Raw genomic sequence first — 3997 nt, 5'->3', positions numbered from 1 at the left:
CTGCTCATGCGCATCGACCTTGATGGTCATGTAGCGGATGACGTCCTCGTTGATCTGCGTCTGGCGCTCGAGCTCGGCGACGACCGGGGCCGGAGCCTCGATGTCGAGCATCACATAATGCGCCTTGCGGTTCTTCTGGATGCGGTAGGCGAGCGAGCGCAGGCCCCAGGTCTCGGTCTTGACGACCTTGCCGCCGTTGGTCTCGATGATGTTGGTGGCGGTTTCCGCCAGCGCGTCCACCTGGGCTTGGGCCAGGTCCTGACGCGCGAGAAACACATGCTCGTAAAGCGGCATGGAGCGCATTTCCTTATCTTGGCCGATCGCTGACGCCGCACGATGCGGACGCCCCTCCGGCTGTCGTCTCAAATGAGTACCGGGGCTGGAGAGCAGCGCCCTCAGCCCCGGTGAGGCGGTCACTTAGCGGATTTCTTCGATTTTGCAAGCCGCTTGCCTTCTCCGGCGGCGCTTCTAAACCGCCGGGCAAACAGGAGAGGCAAATGCGCGCATTCATCTTCCCGGGGCAGGGGAGCCAGTCGGTGGGCATGGGCAGGGCGCTGGCCGAGGCAAGCAATGTGGCGCGCGAGCTGTTCCAGGAAGTGGACGAGGCGCTGGAGCAGAATCTTGCCCGGCTGATGGCCGAGGGGCCGCTCGAGGAACTCACCCTTACCGAGAATGCGCAGCCGGCAATCATGGCCAATGCACTGGCGACGCTCCGGGCGTCCGGCATCTCAGCGGACAAGGCCGATTTCGTCGCCGGCCACAGTCTCGGCGAATATACCGCGCTCGCCGTCGCCGAAGCCTTCGATGTCGCCACCACCGCGCGGCTGCTGAAGCTCCGCGGCCAGGCGATGCAGGCGGCGGTGCCGGTGGGCGAGGGGGCGATGGCGGCATTGCTCGGCCTCGGCCTCGACGGAGCTCGCGAGGTCGCGGAGGAGGCGGCTCAGGGCGAAGTCTGCGCCGTGGCCAACGACAACGATCCGAATCAGGTTGTCGTCTCCGGCCACAAGGCGGCGGTGGAGCGGGCGCTCGAGATCGCGAAGGCGAAGGGCGCGAAGCGGGCATTGCTGCTGCCCGTCTCGGCGCCGTTCCATTCGCCGCTGATGGAGCCGGCCGCACGGGCGATGGAGGAGGCGCTGGGCGGCGTGGACATCCGGCCGCCGGTGGTGCCCGTTTACGCCAACGTGATCGCCGCGCCCGCCGACGATCCCGCCGAGATCCGCCGGCTGCTCGTGGAGCAGGTGACGGGCATGGTTCGTTGGCGCGAGAGCGTGGCTGCGATGGCGGCGGCGGGCGTCACTCACTTCGTGGAATTCGGCGGCAAGGTGCTCTCGCCAATGGTCAAACGCATCGCCCCCGATGCCCGCACGACAAGCGTCGTCTCGATGGAAGACATCGAAGCGCTGGTGAAGGAAGTTTAGGGTTCACGCGAAGGCGCGGAGGCGCGAAGAGATGCGGGATGTGGAGACCACCTCAGCGGACGTGATCGACGCTGCGCTTCAGCTGCACCGCGACCTTGGTCCGGGCCTGCTTGAGAGCGTCTACGAAACCATCCTGGCGGCCAAGCTCGCGAGCCGGGGCTACGGCGTTTCGCGACAGCAGCCGGTGGACATAGAATATGACGGGATGCGGTTCGAAGCCGCTTTTCGGATCGACCTCCGGGTCGATGATCTTCTCGTGGAGATCAAATCGGTCGAGCGGCTGAACGCCGCTCATGCGAAACAGCTGTTGACCTATTTGCGGCTGACGAAGCAGCCGCTGGGATTGCTCATCAACTTCGGTGGAGAAACTTTGAAAGAAGGTCTGCGCCGTGTGGTGAACGACTACAAACCCTCCGCGCCTTCGCGCCTTCGCGTGAACCAATAACAAGGATCAGAACATGTTTGACCTCCAGGGAATGACCGCGCTCGTTACCGGCGCTTCGGGGGGGATCGGGTCGGCGATTGCGAAGGCGTTGGCGGGGCAGGGGGCTCGGGTGGCGCTTTCGGGGACTCGCGAGGAAGCACTCCGCGGCGTCCAGAATGAGATCGGCGGCGAGAGCGTCATCCTCCCCACCAATCTCTCCGATCCGGCGGCCGTCGATGCGCTGGTGCCGCAGGCGGTGGAGGCGATGGGGAAGCTCGACATCCTCGTCAATAACGCGGGCGTCACGCGCGATAACCTCGCAATGCGGATGAAGGACGAGGAATGGTCGGACGTGATCCGGATTAACCTCGAGGCGGCATTTCGCCTCGCCCGAGCGGCGCTGAAGCCGATGATGCGCGCCAGGCACGGCCGGATCATCTCGATCACCTCCGTCGTCGGCTCCACCGGGAACCCCGGGCAGGCCAATTATGCGGCGTCCAAGGCGGGGCTGGTCGGAATGTCGAAGGCGCTGGCGCAGGAGGTCGCGACCCGGAACATCACGGTGAACTGCGTCGCGCCGGGCTTCATCTCCTCGGCGATGACGGATGCGCTTCCCGATACGCAGAAGGAGGCGCTGCTGGCCCGAGTCCCGGCGGGGAGGCTCGGCGAGGGCAGCGACGTCGCCGCCGCGGTGGTCTACTTAGCGAGCCGCGAGGGCGGCTACGTCACGGGTCAGACCATCCACGTCAACGGCGGCATGGCGATGTTCTGAGCGGGCTCGCCGCACGACCAGCAGGAACAAGACGGCGAGCACCAGCGGCGCGACCGGCAGGCCGAAATTCATCGCGAGGCTGCGCGAAAGAAGCGGGAGGATGAAGGCGGCGCCGAGCGCCAGCTTTTCCCAGGGAAGGAAGCCGGTTCGCCGCGCCTCGAGAAAGAGCCAGGACAGCGGGACTGCGGCAAGGGTCAGGTCGTAGTCGAGGAGGAACGGCGTCGAGACCAAAGCGCCCGCGGCCATTGCAGCGCCCTGCGCCCGATTGCCGGCGCCGCTTCGTGCGACCAGCGCCAGCGCCGCAACGACTGCGGCGAACAGCAGAAGCTGGAGGGCATAGGCGATTTCCAGCGGCGCGCCCCACAGACGCAGGGCCGCAAACAGGCTCTGCATCTTCGCCGGATCGACGAGGCCGCTTTCCAGCGTCTCGCGGGCGAGTGCGGAGCCGCCGAAGAATCCCTGCCACGTCTCAGCTCCGAACAGCAGCAGCGAGGCAAGGCTGATGGTCGCCGCGGAAATTGCTGCCGCGGCGATGCTCTTCCACGCGCCGCGGAACAGCAAGGCGAACGGGATCACCAATGCCAGATGCGGCTTGATGATCAGCGCTCCCAGCAGCGCTCCGCCGAGCCAGGGCCGCCGTTCCACGAGCAATGCGCCGCCGCCGAACAGGGCGGCGGTGAGGAAGCCGTTCTGCCCCTGGCCAGCGTTCAGTAGCACCGCCGGATATGCGATGAGTGCGAGGAGCGACCCGTCCCAGCCGCCTGCCCAGGCGCGGATCGTCCGCCAATAGGCTGCGAACGTCCCTGCCAGCCACAGGATCAGCGATGGGAAATATCCGACGAGGCCGAACGGCAGCAAGGCGAGGAGGAAGGCGGGCGGATAGAAGAAGGCGGCATAGCCCGGATCGAGCCCCGCCTGCGCGATCTGCGCTCCGTGATGTGCGGCAATATCGTAAGCGGCCTGCGGATCGCCCGAGGCAGCGAAGCGGGCCGCGGTCCAGAAGCTCAGATAATCGGTTCCGATCGGATGCCCGGCCGGGTCGATCCCGCCGCTGGACATTGCGATCCAGACGATCGCCAGCAGCGGCAGCATCACCGCAAGCACCAGCATCACTGCTCGGGCGCGGGCGGCGCTGAGCCATTCCGCATCGCGGAAGAAGGAGAGCGTGCCCACCATTGGCGCCATGTACGCGCACCATGGTTGACGCGGCGTAAACCTGCCCGGACCGGACCTGTCCGGGACTTGCCAGCCTCGGGACCCTTGGCTAGAGCCGCCTCAACATCAGTTTCATCCTGAAAGGGGCATTATGAGCGAGACCGCCGAGCGCGTTAAGAAGATCGTCGTCGAGCATCTTGGCGTGGAGAACGAGAAGGTTACCGAAGA

General features: G+C 66.0%; 5 protein-coding genes and 1 pseudogene. 4 read left to right on the top strand and 2 right to left on the bottom strand.

Going from position 1 to position 3997, the window contains the following annotated elements; genetic code table 11:
• Positions 1–294, bottom strand: a 294-nt coding sequence (gene rpsF, locus VF662_RS03230; RefSeq protein ID WP_464137632.1) for a 30S ribosomal protein S6, incomplete at its 3' end; no start/stop codon positions are given.
• 203 nt (positions 295–497) lie between these two features.
• Between rpsF and fabD the strand changes: the two genes are divergently transcribed.
• From fabD to fabG, 3 genes are read left to right on the top strand one after another with little or no spacing between them, the layout of a single operon-like run.
• A complete protein-coding gene (fabD, locus tag VF662_RS03225; protein ID WP_464137630.1) occupies positions 498–1418 on the top strand; it encodes an ACP S-malonyltransferase in 921 nt (306 codons plus the stop codon).
• 31 nt (positions 1419–1449) lie between these two features.
• Positions 1450–1863 (top strand): GxxExxY protein, encoded by a 414-nt coding sequence (locus VF662_RS03220; RefSeq protein ID WP_464137628.1) that lies wholly within the window; start codon positions 1450–1452, stop codon positions 1861–1863.
• Positions 1864–1876: 13 nt separating this feature from the next.
• A complete protein-coding gene (gene fabG, locus VF662_RS03215; RefSeq protein ID WP_464137627.1) occupies positions 1877–2614 on the top strand; it encodes a 3-oxoacyl-[acyl-carrier-protein] reductase in 738 nt (245 codons plus the stop codon).
• Here the strand turns inward: fabG and VF662_RS03210 are convergent.
• Positions 2543–3799 carry a glycosyltransferase family 87 protein gene (locus VF662_RS03210; protein ID WP_464137625.1) on the bottom strand — a complete coding sequence of 419 codons (1257 nt, stop codon included), beginning with the start codon at positions 3797–3799 and terminating at the stop codon, positions 2543–2545. The two genes, fabG and VF662_RS03210, sit on opposite strands and share 72 nt — an antisense overlap.
• 121 nt (positions 3800–3920) lie before the next feature.
• Between VF662_RS03210 and VF662_RS03205 the strand changes: the two are divergent.
• Positions 3921–3997: pseudogene (locus VF662_RS03205) on the top strand (acyl carrier protein); the annotation flags it as partial.

Origin of the sequence: Allosphingosinicella sp. (assembly GCF_036387215.1) — a bacterium.
GTDB lineage: Bacteria > Pseudomonadota > Alphaproteobacteria > Sphingomonadales > Sphingomonadaceae > Allosphingosinicella.
This window is presented reverse-complemented; position numbering and strand designations above follow the sequence as displayed.